Source organism: Mesorhizobium sp. M0060 (assembly GCF_040323155.1).
Lineage (GTDB): Bacteria > Pseudomonadota > Alphaproteobacteria > Rhizobiales > Rhizobiaceae > Mesorhizobium.
This window is the reverse complement of the sequence record NZ_JAMYUP010000003.1, coordinates 173,473-189,781: the sequence shown is the minus strand read 5'-3', so window position 1 is coordinate 189,781 and position 16,309 is coordinate 173,473. Positions and strand designations below refer to the sequence as shown.

Annotated in this window: 17 protein-coding genes; 6 read left to right on the top strand and 11 right to left on the bottom strand. The window is 63.1% G+C overall.

All coding sequences use genetic code 11. The features are described from left to right. Window positions 1–261 precede the first annotated feature (261 nt). Both NKJ94_RS04950 and NKJ94_RS04945 read right to left on the bottom strand, forming a co-directional pair. Window positions 262–750 (bottom strand): GNAT family N-acetyltransferase, encoded by a 489-nt coding sequence (locus NKJ94_RS04950; protein WP_352523293.1) that lies wholly within the window; start codon window positions 748–750, stop codon window positions 262–264. Then, a complete protein-coding gene (locus NKJ94_RS04945; protein WP_352523292.1) occupies window positions 743–1,564 on the bottom strand; it encodes a transglycosylase SLT domain-containing protein in 822 nt (273 codons plus the stop codon). The genes NKJ94_RS04950 and NKJ94_RS04945 overlap by 8 nt, the downstream gene beginning before the upstream one ends. Before the next feature lie 160 nt (window positions 1,565–1,724). On the opposite strand from NKJ94_RS04945, the gene NKJ94_RS04940 reads away from it, so the two are divergent. After that, entirely contained in the window at window positions 1,725–2,294 is a 570-nt protein-coding gene (locus NKJ94_RS04940; protein ID WP_352523290.1) for a methylated-DNA--[protein]-cysteine S-methyltransferase, read from the top strand. 160 nt (window positions 2,295–2,454) lie between these two features. On the opposite strand, the gene NKJ94_RS04935 is transcribed toward NKJ94_RS04940, so the two are convergent. Next, complete coding sequence (locus NKJ94_RS04935) at window positions 2,455–2,781, bottom strand: hypothetical protein (RefSeq protein WP_352523289.1); 327 nt, start codon at window positions 2,779–2,781, stop codon at window positions 2,455–2,457. Between the two features lie 298 nt (window positions 2,782–3,079). Here NKJ94_RS04935 and NKJ94_RS04930 point away from each other — a divergent pair, with 298 nt between their 5' ends. Beyond that, entirely contained in the window at window positions 3,080–3,292 is a 213-nt protein-coding gene (locus NKJ94_RS04930) for a cold-shock protein (protein ID WP_023678332.1), read from the top strand. 472 nt (window positions 3,293–3,764) lie between these two features. Here NKJ94_RS04930 and NKJ94_RS04925 read toward each other — a convergent pair whose 3' ends face one another. The 4 genes from NKJ94_RS04925 to NKJ94_RS04910 form a co-directional block, all read right to left on the bottom strand. Beyond that, entirely contained in the window at window positions 3,765–4,373 is a 609-nt protein-coding gene (locus NKJ94_RS04925; protein ID WP_352523287.1) for a glutathione S-transferase family protein, read from the bottom strand. Window positions 4,374–4,563: 190 nt separating this feature from the next. After that, window positions 4,564–5,109, bottom strand: coding sequence for a tetratricopeptide repeat protein (locus NKJ94_RS04920; protein ID WP_352523286.1), 546 nt, complete (start codon window positions 5,107–5,109; stop codon window positions 4,564–4,566). 65 nt (window positions 5,110–5,174) lie between these two features. After that, window positions 5,175–6,029 (bottom strand): EAL domain-containing protein, encoded by an 855-nt coding sequence (locus NKJ94_RS04915; RefSeq protein WP_352523285.1) that lies wholly within the window; start codon window positions 6,027–6,029, stop codon window positions 5,175–5,177. Next, complete coding sequence (locus tag NKJ94_RS04910; protein WP_352523284.1) at window positions 6,026–6,916, bottom strand: EAL domain-containing protein; 891 nt, start codon at window positions 6,914–6,916, stop codon at window positions 6,026–6,028. The genes NKJ94_RS04915 and NKJ94_RS04910 overlap by 4 nt, the downstream gene beginning before the upstream one ends. 208 nt (window positions 6,917–7,124) lie before the next feature. Between NKJ94_RS04910 and NKJ94_RS04905 the strand changes: the two genes are divergently transcribed. Further along, entirely contained in the window at window positions 7,125–8,327 is a 1,203-nt protein-coding gene (locus NKJ94_RS04905) for a pyridoxal phosphate-dependent aminotransferase (protein ID WP_352523283.1), read from the top strand. A 61-nt stretch (window positions 8,328–8,388) separates the two neighbouring features. On the opposite strand, the gene NKJ94_RS04900 is transcribed toward NKJ94_RS04905, so the two are convergent. Together NKJ94_RS04900 and NKJ94_RS04895 are read right to left on the bottom strand one after the other, a co-directional pair. Beyond that, complete coding sequence (locus tag NKJ94_RS04900; RefSeq protein WP_352523282.1) at window positions 8,389–8,784, bottom strand: (R)-mandelonitrile lyase; 396 nt, start codon at window positions 8,782–8,784, stop codon at window positions 8,389–8,391. A gap of 63 nt (window positions 8,785–8,847) precedes the next feature. Continuing rightward, window positions 8,848–9,447 carry a methyltransferase family protein gene (locus NKJ94_RS04895; protein WP_352523281.1) on the bottom strand — a complete coding sequence of 200 codons (600 nt, stop codon included), beginning with the start codon at window positions 9,445–9,447 and terminating at the stop codon, window positions 8,848–8,850. A 144-nt stretch (window positions 9,448–9,591) separates the two neighbouring features. Between NKJ94_RS04895 and NKJ94_RS04890 the strand changes: the two genes are divergently transcribed. The 3 genes from NKJ94_RS04890 (at window position 9,592) to NKJ94_RS04880 (ending at window position 13,999) form a co-directional block, all read left to right on the top strand. Continuing rightward, the gene (locus NKJ94_RS04890) at window positions 9,592–10,458 is read left to right on the top strand and encodes an alpha/beta fold hydrolase (RefSeq protein ID WP_352523279.1); all 867 of its coding nucleotides are present in this window, start codon (window positions 9,592–9,594) and stop codon (window positions 10,456–10,458) included. A gap of 156 nt (window positions 10,459–10,614) precedes the next feature. Further along, window positions 10,615–12,666 (top strand): elongation factor G, encoded by a 2,052-nt coding sequence (locus NKJ94_RS04885; protein WP_352523278.1) that lies wholly within the window; start codon window positions 10,615–10,617, stop codon window positions 12,664–12,666. An 835-nt stretch (window positions 12,667–13,501) separates the two neighbouring features. After that, on the top strand, window positions 13,502–13,999 hold the full coding sequence (locus NKJ94_RS04880) for a methyltransferase family protein (RefSeq protein ID WP_352523276.1): 498 nt from the start codon (window positions 13,502–13,504) through the stop codon (window positions 13,997–13,999). Window positions 14,000–14,168: 169 nt separating this feature from the next. Here the strand turns inward: NKJ94_RS04880 and NKJ94_RS04875 are convergent, their stop codons facing one another. Together NKJ94_RS04875 and trxB are read right to left on the bottom strand one after the other, a co-directional pair. After that, a complete protein-coding gene (locus NKJ94_RS04875) occupies window positions 14,169–15,065 on the bottom strand; it encodes a LysR family transcriptional regulator (RefSeq protein ID WP_352523275.1) in 897 nt (298 codons plus the stop codon). Window positions 15,066–15,163: 98 nt separating this feature from the next. Next, window positions 15,164–16,138, bottom strand: a complete 975-nt coding sequence (gene trxB / locus NKJ94_RS04870; protein ID WP_352523274.1) for a thioredoxin-disulfide reductase — start codon at window positions 16,136–16,138, stop codon at window positions 15,164–15,166. Between the last annotated feature and the right edge of the window lie 171 nt (window positions 16,139–16,309).

Genomic DNA, 16,309 nt, shown 5'->3' with positions numbered 1-16,309 from the left:
GCCGTTGCCGCTCACTCTTGCCCATTCCGGGCGCTGGCGCCGCCCCTCATTGCCCTGCCGGGCATTTCTCCCCGTATAGTGACGGGGAGAAAGGTGCCTTCGCCGACGGTTTCGCCAATCTCCGGCGTGGCAGAGGGCGTGCCGGCGTTGCGGCCAGCCCCTTCTACCCGTCACTATACGGGGAGAAGGTGGCGGCAGCCGGATGAGGGGCAGCGCCGACTTCGCCAAATGGCGATCAGCTTCGCTGAGGCAAACCTATGCTCACCCCGCCCAATCCACCTCGACCATTCCCAGCCGCTGATAGAGCCTGACCGCGGCGGCGTTCTCGACCGTATTGGTCTTGAGATCGACATGCGCAGCACCCCTCGCACGAAACACCGCAAAGGCGTGGCGCATCAGCGCTTCGGCTATGCCCTTGTCGCGCGCCTCGGGGTGGACGGCAAGGTCCTTGACGAAAGCCCGCGTCCAGCAGAGCGCCGCACCCGCCAGACGGCCTTTGCGGTCGATGACCAGGAAACACAAACCGGGGTCGAATTCGGCGTCGCCCGAAACGCGCGGCCACCATTGGTCGAACGGCCCATCGGCGCCGTCGTCGAACACCGCGGTCAACAGCGTATGCAAAGCGAGTGCATCGGCGGCTTCGAAGCCGCGCATGAAAAACCCTTCCGGCCAGCGCGGCGCCAGAAGCGTGTCGTCGAGGACCTTGCGCAGTCTTATTTCGTTTGGCGCCGGCGGACGCGGCTCAGGCATCGGGCTGCATGCGGCGACGCAAGCGGTCGCTGTCAAGGCCGGTTTCGCCCAGCATACCCCTGCGCTTGGCGTCGTAATAATAGCCGCTCTGGTAGAGCCGGTCGGCGCGCTTGGGATTGCCGCCGCTGACCAGCCAGGCGCCGCGCAGATATTTCACCGCATATTTCAGGTTGGTCTCGGCGTCGAACAGGCCGCTCGCCGGCCCGTCATAGCCCATGCCGCGCGCCGTTGCGTGCTTGATCTGCATTAGCCCCCAATGGCCGTGATTGTAGGCTTTCGGGTTGAAGGTGCTCTCGCGGTTGACGACACTGCGCACCAGATCGACCGGCACCTGGTAGAGCGCGGAATATTTCTCGATCAGCCGCTCGATCTCGCTGCGGCCGCCGGCGTTCGACTGCCCCTCTGCCGGGTCGGTCGCGGCCAGGGCGGCCGGGTTCTGCGGCACAGTATAAGAAACCGGCTGAACGCCGGGCATGGCAGCGGTCTGTTCGGTGACCGGCATGGCGACAGCGGCCGTCACGGCGGCTGGCTGGGCGTTGGCCGTCATGACGCTGGGCGCAGAAGCCGCCAGCGGCGTCGGCCCGGCAAAGGCGGCGGCCGGCTCGACCGGCAGTGCAGCCGCCTGGGCGACGCCGGATGGTTCCGGCAGGACCGAAACCGTGTCGGGCAGCGCCAGCGTGAAACCGGCATCGGCAGTGGTGTTATTTTCAGTGAAGGCGGACGCCGGGGTCGACGGCGAAGTCGAGGTGCAGCCGCTGAGAGCGGTCAGAGCCAACACCGCCGCAAGGACGGGAAAGAGGAATTTTGCTGGCAAGCGGCGCTCGGGTCCGGTTCGTCGGGTGTTAAGAAGTCCTTACACCAGCATCTTTCCCCGGGCAATCCGCGGTACCCGGTGGTTTTCGGGTGGCGAGCCGGGCCGGGAAATGCGATATTGTTCTGGATTTGTACTTCGATTTTTCGGAAAGGAGCACGCCATGCACGCCCCTCATGCCACCATCGGCCACGCGGTCTTCGAAACCGTGCTCGGCTTCATGGGCATCGCCTGGAGCGAAGCCGGGCTGACCCGGCTCTGCCTGCCGCAGCGCAGCCGCGACGCGGTGGAGCGCCGGCTGTTGCGCCATGCTGCCGCCGAGCAGCCTGCGCAGCCCGAACCGCAATGGGTTACCGAGCTGATCGCGTCGATCAAGGCCTACGCCGCCGGCGAGGACGTCAATTTCTCCGGCGTGCCGGTCGATCTCAGCGGCGTCGACGAGTTCCGCCTGGCGATCTATGATGCCGCGCGAAAACTCGCCTTCGGCGAAACCACCACCTATGGCGAACTGGCCAAACGCGCCGGCCATGCCGGGCTCGCGCGTGAGACGGGCGCCGCGCTCGGCGCCAACCCGGTGCCGCTGGTCATCCCTTGCCACCGCATCCTTGCCGCCGGCGGCAAGATCGGCGGCTTTTCCGCCCCCGGCGGCTCGGCCACCAAGGAAAAGATGCTGGCAATGGAAGGCGTACGCGTCGGCCCGCCGCCGGCGGCGCAGGTGTCGTTCGGGTTCTAGGTATGTTGATATTCAGGTGATGCCGGCCTGCAAATGGCGGCTTCCTGCGCTTCCGGTGCTCACGTACCCAAAGTACGCTCCGCTCCGGTTCTCGGAATCCACCATTTTCAGCTCGGCCTGACCTGAATCTCAACACACCCCGGCGCATCATCTCGAAGACCTAATCCGGAAGCAGGCGCCGGCGGAAGCGTCGGTCGATCTCCACACGCTTGCATTTGTAGACGGTGCAGGAATTCGTATCGGCGCTCGGCACCGAAGCCCGCGCCCTAACCTCGCCCATATCGCAGAATTGCTGGCTCCGCACGTAGCGGTCGTAGAGCGCCAGCCCCGGCACGCGCGCCGATCTGTAGCGCAGGATGACCGCGCCCTCGCGCGCGATCGTCGCCTGCACCTTGCCGCAGCTCATGCGGGTCGGGTCGTAGCGCGAGACCGCCTGCGCCTCGGCGGCCACCAGCGTCAGGCAAGCGGCAAGCAGAACGATTTTCATGGCCCTCTCCCCAAACCCGGCCGCGCCCGAAGCCGGCGCGATCCTGCCGCGTCAGGCGCGCAACAACGACGCTCTCACGCGATTGGGGCGGCCGTTGGGCAGCGTTGCCGCGGCGCCATTTTCCGCCCCGTCTTGTTTTTTGCGCGAAAGCATATTATATGCGGTCCATTGATATTTCGGCCGATCGATCCGGGCCTCGCGATATTCGCGTTTGCTGACGTTCTATCTCCAAAATCTCGATACAAATCGGCTGGGTTTCGGCCCAGTCAAACCAAAGCAAACGTAAAGGACTATCGAAATGGCAACAGGTACGGTCAAGTGGTTTAATTCCACCAAGGGTTTCGGCTTCATTCAGCCTGACAGCGGCGGCGCGGACGTTTTCGTCCACATCTCTGCAGTCGAGCGCGCTGGACTGTCGACCCTGGTTGAAGGCCAGAAGATCAACTTCGAGATCGAGCAGGACCGCCGCACTGGCAAATCGTCCGCTGGATCTCTGAGCAAGGCAGCCTGATTTTGCGAATGGCGCGCGCCGGGCGATAGCCCGGGGCGTGCGGCAAGTCACGGATGTACTGGCGGTCGCGCGAGAAGCGCGCCGGAGCGAAAGACCCCGACAAGCCGAAGCAGCAGATTGCTGCCGGCCCGGCCAAAGCGCTCCCGATCAGGCTACCAAGCATGGGAAGGCGGGATTTTGTCCCGCCTTTTTGCTGTCTGGATTTCAGACGCCGACAATTGGCGAAACCGGCAACACGGCGTCCTTCTCCCCGTCACTATACCGGGAGAAGTGCCCGGCAGGGCGATGAGGGGCAGCGCGACGCATCAGACCTACTAATCGCACTGCCAAGCACGACATTACGACAAAGGGCTGGCGCCGCCCCTCATCTGGCTGCCGCCATCTTCTCCCCGTATAGTGACGGGGAGAAGGACGCTTTCGCCGAAGATTTCGCTAACCGCCAACGTTGCTCAGCAAGGTCGGCGAGTTGCACTCAACCCACCCACTCCAGCGGCACGTGCCCCGGATCGGCCTCGACCCGTTTCAGCCAGGCGGCGACCGCCGGATAAGCGTCCAGCTGAAAGCCGCCCATCTCGGCCGCATGCGTATAGGCATAGAGCGCGATGTCGGCGACGCTGAGCGCCTCGCCGGCGAAGAATCGGCTCTCGGCCAGGCGCTTGTCCATGACGCCAAGCGCCTTGTTGCCGCGCTCCAGCGTCAGCGCCAGCCGCTCCGGCGTCGCATCCCTGGCCCGTTCGGGAAAGGTCAGCAGCGCCCTGCGAACGGCGATATAAGGCTCGTGGCTGTATTGCTCGAAGAAAAGCCACTGATAGGTCAGCGCGCGTTCATATCTGTCCGCCGGCAGGAACCGCGTGCCTTCGGCGAGATAGAGCAGGATGGCGTTGGATTCGGCAAGCCGCCGGCCATCGTCGAGTTCGAGCAGCGGCACCATGGCGTTCGGGTTCTTGGCGACATAGTCGGGCTTGCGCGTGTCGCCAGTATGCGAGCTGACCTCGACGTTGGTGAAAGGGATGCCGAGCTTGGCCATCAAGAGGCGCGGCTTGTAGCAATTGCCGCTGTCGATCATTCCGTAGAGTATCATTGGCGCTCCCTTTGCTCCTGCGACGACAGCGTCGAGGCTCGATGAGCCGACCGGCTTTATCGCGACAACGGCGGCTTCATCCAGTGATTTGTTTTGGCGTATCGATCAGCGCCGCTGATGCATCGGGATGTGTCGAGATTGCCGGCATCACCGGGATATCGGCATGGCCCGAAAGGAATTATCTAAAAGTCTATTGGTACAATATCTCATTTTTCTCTGCGGCTGCCGTTTTAATTTCATGGAATAATTTAACAATACCAAACGCAGAGGTAAACATTCGTCTTATCCCCTTCTTGCCCTTCAATCCTTCTATTAGGATGTCCCTTTTTGCAAGGACGTGCCCCTGAGATGCTGCTTTGTCTCGAAATATTTCGACCTGCGGATCGGACGGGTTAACGTCCTTTATCAACCTATAACACCAATACGCCGCCGACGGGTTGCTGTCCGAAATTCTCTTAAATCTTTCTATCGCTTCGACAAAATTGCCAGATCTCTGTTGTACCCCTGCAATTCTATATGTTGCGATGTCACTACCTAGAGAATAATACTCCACAGCCAAGTCTGTGTTTTGAAAGGCGCTGTCCATATCGTAGGCTATACCCAGTGAGTACGCTGCCGCTGCTTTCTTACCCTCATACTTCATTGCATCTAAGAGAATCGATGTTGCCGCCTGCATATCACCTCTCTGGAGAGCCTGCTTAGCCTGCAACAATTGAAGATCATCCTCGTCAGACATACGTTTCTCTCTCATTTCGGTCGTCTGCGATCCGGTATCGTGACTTGATTTGGGCCGGCACCATGCTAGCCGAATAAAGGCACGACGTTGTTGTCCATGCCAAGCAGCCTGTCGATAGGCAGCGGTTCTTCATCGAAGACCATGCCGGCCAGCGCCGGCCGCGCCAGATGATAACCCTGCAAAAGGTCGACGCCGCCATCCAGCGCGACGCGCAAACGAGTGGCATTCTCGATTCCTTCGACCAGCACCTTGGTGCCGCGGTCGTGCAGCGCCGAAACCAGCGGCCGGAAGAACCGTTCGGCGGCGGCATGGCGGCAGAATTCGGCGAACCAGGTGCCGTCGATCTTGACGATGTCGGGCTGCACGAGGGCGACCCTTTCTTCCGTCGAATGCCCGGTGCCGAAATCGTCGATGGCGATGCGGATGCCGTCGCGCCGCATCTCACGCGCCAGCCTGACAAGCAGCTTGTCGCCGGCCGCCTGCTCGGTGATCTCGCAAACCAACATGCCGGGATGCAGGCCGAAATCCGCCAGATGCCTGGTCATCAGCCTGATTTCGGCCAGTGCCCGTGCGGGATCATCATTGATCAGCGGATTGTAGTTGAAGAACAGGTCGAGCCCGTCGAGGCCGATGTTGCGGAAATTGCGCAAATGCAGCACCCGGCACATGGTTTCGACAAACAGGCGATCCGCTGCCGGCACGCCTTCGAAGAACATTTGCGGCGCCACCGGCCTGCCGGCACGATGCGGCTCGATCAGTCCCTCCACCGCGACGGCGGCGAGAAACCTGCCGCGCGGCGCGAAGACCGGCTGGTAGGCGCTCCTCAGCCGGAATGTGCCGTAGACGCCGTATTCGATGCCGACCTCGTCGGCAAAGATCGCCTCGCCGACCTTGCGCCGCATGTCGGCTTGCCCGGTCACGATGCCACCCTGCGGCCGAAGGCCCGCATCCGTCGCCGCGGCGGAACGGCCGCAGGCACCTTCTCCATGTCCGGCGACTCCGCGGCCGCCTGCCCGCTCTTGTCGAAGACGTGAAAGCTGGTCGGCGCAAGCTCAGGGCGCGCCAGCACGTAGCCCTGCACCATCGAGGCGCCCGACTTTTCGGCGAGCTCTAGCTGCCAGCCCGTCTCGATGCCCTCGAATACCGTTCGGATGCCTTGTTCTTCGAAGCTTGTCACCATGGCGGTCAGCAAAGCGAAGCCGGCACCGGACTCCATCAGTGTCATGATCCAGTCGGCGTCGAACTTGACGATGTCTGGCCTGAGCTCCTTGATGCGATTGATGTCGGACTCGTCGGCGCCGTAATCGTCGACGGCAATGCGCAAACCATTGCCCCTGAGCGCCTCGACGAAATTGTAGAGCGTTTCCTGCGATGCCGATTTCTGCTCGGTGACCTCGCAGACGACGCGGCGCGGATCGATGTCCGCCTCGTGCAACACCAGCCGCATGTCGCGCAGCGCCTTATCGGCAATGCTGCGATCGGTGAACACCGACGGATCGAAATTGATGAAGATCGAGGCGTCTCGCGGCAGGCAGGCGCCGGCGTTCAGAAGGTGCAGCGTTCTTGTCAGCGCCTCGATGTGCAGGCGGTCGACAGCGGGACAGCTGTTGAAGAAACTCATCGGCGGCTGCGGCTCGCCGTCGCGGAACGGCCGGATCAGCCCCTCGAAGGCGACGACGGAAAGCTTGCCCTTGTTGAAGGCGAAGATCGGCTGGAAAGCGCTTTGCAGCGTATAGGCGGCCCAGACACCGCTGGCGGTGCCGTCATTGTGGCGGATGATATGGGCGAGCCCGATGCTGCGCGTCACGGTTCCTCGCTATGCGAGACTTGGCGGACCGGGTTGCGATCCCTGCCATTCAAACTTTTACCGGCTGTTGATGAATTTATTGTTGCCGGGATTTGCGGGCTGGCTCATCCGACAATGCTTGCGCCCGGGCTTGCGCTTGACAAGATGATACGACATGAGAGGCGCCGCGGCGCCTTCGCCGCGCCGGTCCTTTCTGGAGATACCTGTCATGGCCTTTCTTGCCGACGCCCTGTCCCGCGTGAAGCCTTCCGCGACCATCGCGGTGACGCAGAAAGCGCGCGAGCTGAAAAACGCCGGCCGGGACGTGATCGGGCTGGGCGCCGGCGAACCGGACTTCGACACGCCCGACAATATCAAGAACGCCGCAATCGAGGCCATCCGCCGCGGTGAGACGAAATATCCGCCGGTATCCGGCATCGTGTCGCTGCGCGAGGCGATCGCGAAAAAGTTCAAGCGCGAGAATAATCTCGACTACCGGCCGGAGCAGACCATCGTCGGCACCGGCGGCAAGCAGATCCTGTTCAACGCCTTCATGGCGACGCTGAACCCCGGCGACGAGGTGATCATCCCGCGGCCCTATTGGGTGAGTTATCCCGAAATGGTGGCGATCTGCGGCGGCACGTCGGCCTTTGCCGACACCTCCATCGACAACGGCTTCAAGCTGACCCCGGCGGCGCTGGAGAAGGCGATCACGCCGCGCACCAAATGGCTGTTGATGAACTCGCCGTCCAATCCGTCGGGCGCCGCCTATGCCGAAGCGGAGCTCAAGGGCCTGGCCGACGTGCTGTTGAGACATCCCCATGTCTGGGTGCTGACCGACGACATGTACGAGCATCTGATCTATGGCGACTTCGTCTTCAAGACCATCGCCGAGGTCGAGCCGAAACTCTATGAGCGCACGCTGACTATGAACGGGGTGTCGAAGGCCTATGCCATGACTGGCTGGCGCATCGGCTATGCGGCAGGCCCGGTGCCGCTGATCAAGGCGATGGACATGATCCAGGGCCAGCAGACCTCCGGCGCCTGCACCATCGCCCAATGGGCGGCGGTCGAAGCGCTGAACGGGCCGCAGGATTTCATCCCGAAGAACAAGGCGATCTTCCAGGGCCGGCGCGATCTCGTCGTCTCGATGCTCAACCAGGCGCGCGGCATCACCTGCCCGTCGCCGGAGGGTGCGTTCTACGTCTATCCCTCCTGTGCCCAGCTGATCGGCAGGAAGACCAAGAGCGGCAAGGTGATCGACGGCGACGAAACCTTCTGCTCGGAACTGCTCGATGCCGAGGGCGTGGCGGTTGTTTTCGGCTCGGCCTTTGGCCTCGGCCCGAACTTCCGCATCTCCTACGCCACGTCGGAGGCATTGCTCGAAGAGGCCTGCACGCGCATCCAGCGTTTCACCGCCTCGCTGATCTGATCGGGCATATTGCTGCCAAAGAAAAACCCGGCGCAAGCCGGGTTTTTCAGCCCAGAACCTTTCAGCCGCCATACTGCTCGTCGTTCACCTTCTCCAGCCAGTCGACATGCACACCCTCGAGCGCTTCCTGCATGGCGATATGCGTCATCGCCGATTTGGGCGCGGCGCCGTGCCAGTGCTTTTCGCCGGCCGCGAAGGAGACGACGTCGCCGGCCCGGATCTCCTGTATCGGCCCGCCCCAGCTTTGCGCGAGGCCGGCGCCGGACGTGACATAGAGCGTCTGGCCGAGCGGATGCGTGTGCCAGTGGGTGCGGGCGCCGGGCTCGAAGCTGACCGTGGTGGCCCTGAGCCGCGCCGGCGCTTCCTTCTCGATGATCGGCGTCTGCAACACCCGGCCGGTGAAGTATTTGTCCGGCGCAATGATCGTCGGCACGCTGCCGCAGGCAATGATCTTCATCGTCGCAAATCCTCGCTCTAGTTCTAATGTGGTGGGCGGTCCGGCAACGGCCGTTCCTTCTGTCTAGACCCTACCACTTTCGTCCGATGCCGGCTGCATGCCCTGCCGGCCGCGGACAAGGCGCGGCCAAAACAGGCCGGTGCGTCCGCGGTAGGCGTTGTAGGCACCGGCCAGCCTTGTCCGCGAAAATTTTCGCTCTTCGTCCAATGCTGCGATCGCGTAGATCGCAACGATGCCGGCGACCGGCACCACCGCCCAGACCGACCAGGTCGCGATACCCCACCCTATCCAGAAGATGATGTAGGACGTGTAGAACGGATGGCGGACGTGGAAATACGGGCCTTCGGTCACCAGGCTGTCGGGAGTTTCGGGGTCGAATGCGAAACGCAGCCGCGCCTTGCGGGAGACCGAGATCGCCCACCAGAACAGCGCCGAGCTTGCCAGCTCGATGGCGAGCCCGCCGATCTTCGCCGTCCCCGGCTGCCGCTCGATCCACAGGAGCGCAAGAAAGAACAGCGCCGTGCCGACGACGACAGCCGAAATGACCATGGCGCCTGGAGACATGGTCGGCGACTGGAAATGCGCGCGCATGGACCAGGCATATTGGCCGAGCGTGGCGATGCTGCTGATCGAGACGAGAAGGTCGAGAGTGGATTCCATCATCAGGGTCCCGGGGTTAGCTGTGGTGGATTCGCTGCATCATACCCGGCAGAAGCCGAGAAATCATTTCTTAACCACCACTCTAAACAACATGGTGACCTCGGCATGCAATGTTGACGTTGAGACAATTCGAAGGTCCAACACGCTATGGCCGTTTCCCATCGCACGATCCGCACACCGCAAGCGGATTTGCGCCTCAGCCAGTCGTCGGGACCCGGCGTCCCGCTTGTCCTGATCCATGGGTCGGGCAGTTCGCGCGCCGTATTCGCCCGTCAGTTCGACAGCCCCTTGGCCGCTGCCCATCGGTTGATTGCCTTCGACCTGCCCGGTCACGGAGAATCGTCGGACGCCCGCGATCCGGCGACGGACTACACCATCGCCGGTCTTGCCCAATCGGCGGCTCAGCTTCTCGATGGCTTGGGGATCGACCGCGCCGTCGTCTTCGGCTGGTCGCTCGGCGGACACGTGGCGATCGAGCTCGCGAGTCTCCACCCGGCGGTCGGCGGACTGATGCTGACCGGCGCACCGCCGGTATCGAAGGGCCCTTTCGGCATGCTGCGCGGCTTCCATGCTCATTGGGATATGCTGCTGGCCTCCAAGAAGACGTATTCCGAACGCGATGCCGAGCGCTTCGAAACGCTCTGCTTCGGCGACACCGCCGACCCGTCGTTCCGCAAAACCATCCTGCGCACCGACGGCCGGCTGCGCGCCGCGGTGACGCGCGGCATGCTCACCGGCAAGGGCGCCGACCAGAGACAGGTGGTCGAGCAAGCCGCGTTTCCGGTCGCCATCGTCAATGGCGAGAACGACCCGTTCGTCCGGCTCGGCTATTTTGAAACGCTCGCCTGCGGCTCGTTGTGGGAGCAGTGCCACATTATTTCCGGTGCCGGGCATTCGCCTTTCTGGGAGCGTGCGGACCTGTTCAATCCGTTGCTCGCGCGCTTTGCCGAGGCGGTCGTGGCGCAGCGCGTGGACGGAACTCCGCTGGCGTCGCGCCAAGCCGGCACCGGCTGAACCCGGCCCCCGAACTTCAACCTCAAATCCCTTGCCCTCCCGGCCTGCCCGTGGGACGATGCCGCTTGGGTAGGTGGCAAATTGAAAAAAGCCTCGCCCGCGACGGCCGACAGGCCGGCCGCCGCTCACAGGGAAACGCCTGAGTGGAGGTCAGCCATGGGTACTCGCGCCGGAGGACGACGCACGGGACCGAAATGCATTGCCATAGTCGGTCCCTTCGCAAGCGGTAAGACGACACTTCTCGAAGCCATACTTGCCCGTACAGGCGCCATTCCCCGCCAGAATCCCGTTTCGTCGGGAAATACCGTTTCCGATCATTCGCCCGAGGCGCGCGCTCATGCCATGAGCGTCGAGGCGACCTTCGCCACCACCGAATTCATGGGCGAGCCGTTCACCTTCGTCGATTGCCCCGGCTCCATCGAATTCTCCTTCGAAGCCGAGCCGGTGCTGGCCGCCTGCGATGTCGCCGTGGTCGTCGCCGAAGCCGACGAGAAGAAGATCCCTGCCCTGCAGCTGATCATCCGCAAGCTCGACGATCTCGGCGTGCCGCGCATCCTGTTCCTGAACAAGGTCGACAAGGCGATATCCGGAGTGCGCGACACGCTGAAGATGCTGCAGCCGGCGAGCTCGGTGCCTCTGCTGCTGCGCCAGATCCCGCTGCGCAAGGACGGCGTCGTTATCGGCTCGATCGACCTCGCTTTGGAGCGGGCCTACATCTATCGCGAATATGCCGAGAGCGAGGTCGCCCAGATCCCGAGCGACGACAAGGCGCGCGAGCTCGAGGCGCGCTTTTCCATGCTGGAGACGCTCGCCGACCATGACGACCAGCTGATGGAGCAATTGCTGGACGAGATCGAACCGCCGAAGGATGCGATCTTCGACGATCTCGCCGCCGACCTGCGCGACGGCACGGTGACGCCGGTGCTGATCGGCACCGCCGAGAAGGGCAATGGCGTGCTGCGCCTGTTGAAGGCGATCCGTCACGACGCACCCAATATAGAGGCGACACGCAAGCGCCTCGGCGCTTCCGATGGCGATGCCACCGCAGTCCAGGTGATGAAGACCATCCACACCCCGCATGGCGGCAAGCTGTCGGTATCGCGCATCCTGTCCGGCCAGGTCGCCGATGCCGCCGAGCTGTTCCTTTCCAGCGGCGAAACGGCAAAGGTCTCCGGCATCTACAAGATGCTCGGCAAGGACCAGTTCAAGCTGAGTTCGGCCAAGGCCGGCGACACGGTCGCGCTCGGCAAGCTGGACGCCGTCAGGACGGGCCAGACGCTGAGCTCGACCAAGGGCGGCATCAAGCCGCTGGCCACGCTGGCACCGCCGCAACCGGTCTTCGCCTTCGCGCTGCGGCCGAAAGAGCGCAAGGACGAGGTGAAGATGTCGGCGGCCATCCAGCGCCTGGCCGAGGAAGATCCCTCGCTCAACCTGCATCACAACCAGGATTCCGCCGAAACCGTGCTGTCCGGGCATGGCGAGATGCATCTGCGCGTCGTGCGCGAGCGGCTGGAAGGCAAGAACCAGATCCCGGTCGAAGGCCATGTGCCGGCCGTGCCCTACCGCGAGACGATCCGCAAAGCGACGCAGCAGCGCGGCCGCCACAAGAAACAATCGGGTGGCCACGGCCAGTTCGGCGACGTGGTGATCGAGATCAAACCGCTGCCGCGCGGTTCAGGCTTCCAGTTCACCGATACGATCACCGGCGGCGTCGTGCCGAAGACCTACATCCAGTCGGTCGAGACCGGCGTGCGCGATTACCTGAAATCCGGCCCGCTCGGCTTCCCGGTCGTCGATGTTGCCGTCAACCTTTCCGACGGCTCCTACCATGCGGTCGATTCCTCCGACATGGCCTTCCAGATGGCGGCGAAGCTGGCGATGAAGGAAGGCATGGCCGCGTGCTCGCCGGTATTGCTTGAGCCGGTGATGAAGGTCGAGATCGTCACGCCGTCCGACGCGACGTCGAAGATCATCGCGCTGATCCCGCAGCGGCGCGGCCAGATCCTCGGCTACGACGCGCGGCCCGGTTGGCCCGGATGGGACGTCGTCGAGGCGACCATGCCGCAAGCCGAGATCGGCGACCTCATCATCGAGCTGCGCTCGGCCACGGCGGGTGTCGCCAGCTACCGGGCCGTCTTCGACCACATGGCCGAACTCACCGGCCGGTTGGCCGACGAAGCGCTGAACGCCAACGGCAAGGCCGCCTGAAACAGCAGCTGGCCGCCAGGGTACAAGGAAACGGCGCCCGGATCATGGGGGCGCCGTTTCATTGCGGACCGTCTTCGTGGGAGGCGAAACGGCAGGTCCGCCGCATGCTTGCCGCCGGTGCTTGGCGGAGGAAGGTTCGGACGCGGTAGCCGCCTGAGCCCGGGTCGTCCGAGTGATGCCCCCATCCCCCGGACGAGCCACACCGCGTCCTATGCTCTGCTTAGTCGATTTGGCGCGCCTGCGGCATGTTACCCGAGGTTACATGTCACTGTTACGCGCCAGTTCCGGCCAATTTTCCGTCGATGCGGCTTGATTTCAGGCAACAAAAAAGCCGGATCAATGAAGACCCGGCTGAGTTTGATTGGAAGTGCCTGTTAAGGCTAACCTCCAGAGGGGAACACTCGAGAGCGCTAATGGGAGGAGAACGCGCTCAGGAGATGATCTATATATCTGCTCTTCATGCCCAAGAAACAAGCATCTATTTTGCAACACACACATGCAAAAAGGCGCCGGCTGTGGTCTAATCCGTCCCGAAGCGCAATAGGACCAGTTGAATCGCCGAAATGCGGCGTGCGGCAAGGCAAAAATCGATCCGTAGCCGCGAAACAGCAGCGATTCTTGCTCGGAAGAGCGAAAAACGCAGGATGACGTGGAATCGGGCAGCACGCGTTTATTTTTGCGGCAGCCTGACCGTGCTGGTGCATGTCGCCCAAAAGCCCGCCCTCGGGCTTGACCCGAGGGTGCAGCGGTTTGGGATAACGACATGCACAAGAATAAAGCCTGGAGCGCGTCGCAAGAGACCGTTCAAGGGTGCGCTTTGGGTAAGGAGACCTCCATGCGGGCCGTTTCGGCGATCGCCGGCAGCGCTCTGTTCCTTGTTGCGGCGCCCGGCGTTGTCGCCGGACTGCTGCCTTGGCTGCTGACCGATCGCTATCGCCTGCCCTGGTCGAGCCTGCCCGGTTTCGTTCCGGTCGGCTGGCTGCTGGTTATCGCCGGCACAGCCGTACTGCTGCACGCCTTCGCCCGGTTTGCCGTGGAGGGTTTGGGCACGCCCGCCCCGGTCGCGCCGACCGAGAGGCTGGTCGTCGGCGGCATCTACCGCCACGTCCGCAACCCGATGTATGTCGCTGTGCTGTCGATCATCCTCGGCCAGGCGCTGCTGTTTTCGAGCTGGACGGTGGCCGCCTATCTAGTCATCGCCGCGGCCGCCATGATCTCCTTCGTCAAGTTGCATGAGGAGCCGACGCTTGCCCGCCGCTACGGCGCCGAATACGAGGCCTACCGTCGCGCCGTGCCCGGCTGGCTGCCCCGCCTGACGCCTTGGCGTGGATGACTCGGGAAATGGAGCGGCGCCGTCTCAGGGTGTGTTGAGATTCAGGTCAGGCCGAGCCGAGAAAGGTGGGTTCCGAGAACCGGAACGGAGCGTACTTTTGGATACGTGAGTACCGGAAGCGGAGGAAGCCGCCGTTCGCAGGCCGGCCTCACCTGAATATCGACATACCCTAGAACGACCAGCTTCGGGCCTTGGCGATGATGAAATCGCGAAAGACATGCAGCTTCGCCTGGTTCTTCATCGCGTCGGGATAGGCGAAATAGGTGTCGAAGGACGGCACTTCGGTCTCGGGCAGCAACTGCACCAGCCCGGAATCCTTGCTGACCACGTAATCGGGCAGCATCGCGATGCCGGCACCGCCCTGCACCGCCCGCTTGATCGACAATATGTCGTTGATCTGCAGCGTCGGCACCCTTTGCCCGCCTTCGAAATCGCCGACCGTCTCCAGCCAGTTCAGTTCCGACAGATGCGCCGGCACCGGCACGCCGAAGGTGACGATGCGATGGGCCTTCAGCTCGGCGATGGAATTCGGCTTGCCGTATTTGTTCACATAGGAGGGCGCCGCGTAGAGATGGAAATGCACGGTGAACAGGCGGCGCTGGATGAGGTCGGGCTGCTGCGGCTGGCGCAGCCGGATGGCACAGTCGGCCTGGCGCATGGTGAGGTCGAGCTCCTCATTGGCCAGGATGAGCTGCAGGCTGATCTCGGGATAGAGCTCGATGAACTCCTGTACGCGCTCGGTCAGCCAGCCGGCGCCGAGGCCGACCGTGGTCGTCACCCTGAGCACGCCGGAGGGCCGGTCCTTGGTTTCGGTCAGCCGCGACTTGATGGTTTCGAGCTTCATCAGCACGTCGTGCGCCGTGCGGAACAGCATCTCACCCTGCTCGGTCAGCACCAGGCCGCGGGCGTGGCGGTTGAACAGCGGCACGCCGACGTCATGCTCGAGAGCGCTGACCTGCCGCGAGATCGCCGATTGCGACAAATGCAGTGTTTCCGCAGCATGGGTGAACGACCCCGCTTCCGCTGCGGCGTGAAACACGCGTAGCTTGTCCCAATCCAACGCCATGATTTCCCCTCGTCCTGTTTTCTGGCGTCCGCCTGTTTTTGGCGTCTGAATGAAAAATCAGGCTTTTGCGCGGCTTTTCTCAGCCGCTTGTTCAACAATCACTCCGCCGCTTCGCGGTGAACCTCGATCCCGGCGAGATATTTTTCCGCCTCGAGCGCGGCCATGCAGCCGAGCCCGGCCGCCGTCACCGCCTGACGGTAGATATCGTCGGTCACGTCGCCGGCGGCGAACACGCCCGGCATGTCGGTGCGGGTCGAATCCGGCGCCGTCCACAGATAACCGTTCGGCTTCTGCTTCAGCTTGCCGGCAAACAGCTCGACCGCCGGCGCATGGCCGATCGCCACGAACACGCCGTCGACCACCAGATGCATCTCCTGGCCGGTCACCACATTGCGCAGCTTCAGCCCTTCGATCGACGGCGGCAGCGGCGCCTTGCCGGGCCGGCCGGTGATCTCATCGACCACCGTGTCCCAGATGACGCGGACATTTTCTTTCTGGAGCAGCCGCTCGCGCAGGATGCGCTCGGCGCGGAAATCGCTGCGCCGGTGAATGACGGTGACGCTCTTGGCCAGGTTGGAAAGATAGAGCGCTTCCTCCACCGCCGAATTGCCGCCGCCGATCACCGCGACATCCTTGCCGCGATAGAAGAAACCGTCGCAGGTGGCGCAGGCCGAGACGCCAAACCCCATGAAGGTGTGTTCGCTCGGGATGCCCAGCCACTTCGCCTGCGCGCCGGTGGCGATGATCAGCGCATCGGCGGTATAGGTCGTGCCGGAATCGCCCTTGGCGCGGAACGGCCGCACGTTCAGGTCGACCTCGGTGATGATGTCGTTGACGATGTCGGTGCCGACATGCTCGGCCTGCTTGAGCATTTCGCTCATCAGCCATGGACCCTGGATCGGGTCGGCGAAGCCCGGATAATTTTCAACGTCGGTGGTGATCATCAGCTGTCCGCCCTGCTGCAGGCCGGCGACCAGCATCGGCTTGAGCATGGCGCGGGCGGCATAGATCGCCGCCGTATAGCCGGCAGGGCCGGAGCCGATGATGAGAACAGGCGCGTGCTTGGTGATCATGAAAAGCCTCTGCGGGGAGCAGCCGTGGATTGCGGCATGAACTCTCGTCGATTGTTGCGCGTAATGTAAGTGTTGCCTGCGATGCCAGCAAGGCAAGTTGCCGTTCGTCCCCGGAAAGCTTTGGCGCGACGGTGGCGGCAAGCAACCCGCGGCAAGACGATGCGAAAATCC